Origin of the sequence: Paraburkholderia sp. SIMBA_054 (assembly GCF_046534875.1) — a bacterium.
Classification (GTDB): domain Bacteria; phylum Pseudomonadota; class Gammaproteobacteria; order Burkholderiales; family Burkholderiaceae; genus Paraburkholderia; species Paraburkholderia hospita.
The window spans coordinates 1-279 of the sequence record NZ_JAWRXV010000623.1; the positions used below are offsets into that span (position 1 = coordinate 1).

Genomic DNA, 279 nt, shown 5'->3' on the forward strand with positions numbered 1-279 from the left:
GTAAAGTTTGACCATTAACAGTCATTCCGCGTGACTGCCAACATCGGCGACAATCCTCCTGTGTTAATCATTCAAGGAGGTGAAAATGCTGACGACCGTTGCCCTAACGCCTGTTGACTTCAAGCGTTGGGCAGAACATCTAACCCGGCAGATCGCTGAATCGGGGCGCGACGGACGGCCATTTTTTTCGCCTCTGGAAGCCGCCGATTTCGAATTACCCGAGCGTCGCGCTCGCTTCGAAGATCGCCTCTCAATACCTTTGCCTCAGCCAACATGGAT

General features: G+C 53.0%; 1 protein-coding gene. It reads left to right on the plus strand.

Annotated features, from left to right (window positions below; genetic code table 11):
• Positions 1–85: 85 nt before the first annotated feature.
• On the plus strand, positions 86–279 hold a 194-nt coding region (locus SB822_RS56585), incomplete at its 3' end, for a hypothetical protein (protein ID WP_410859036.1).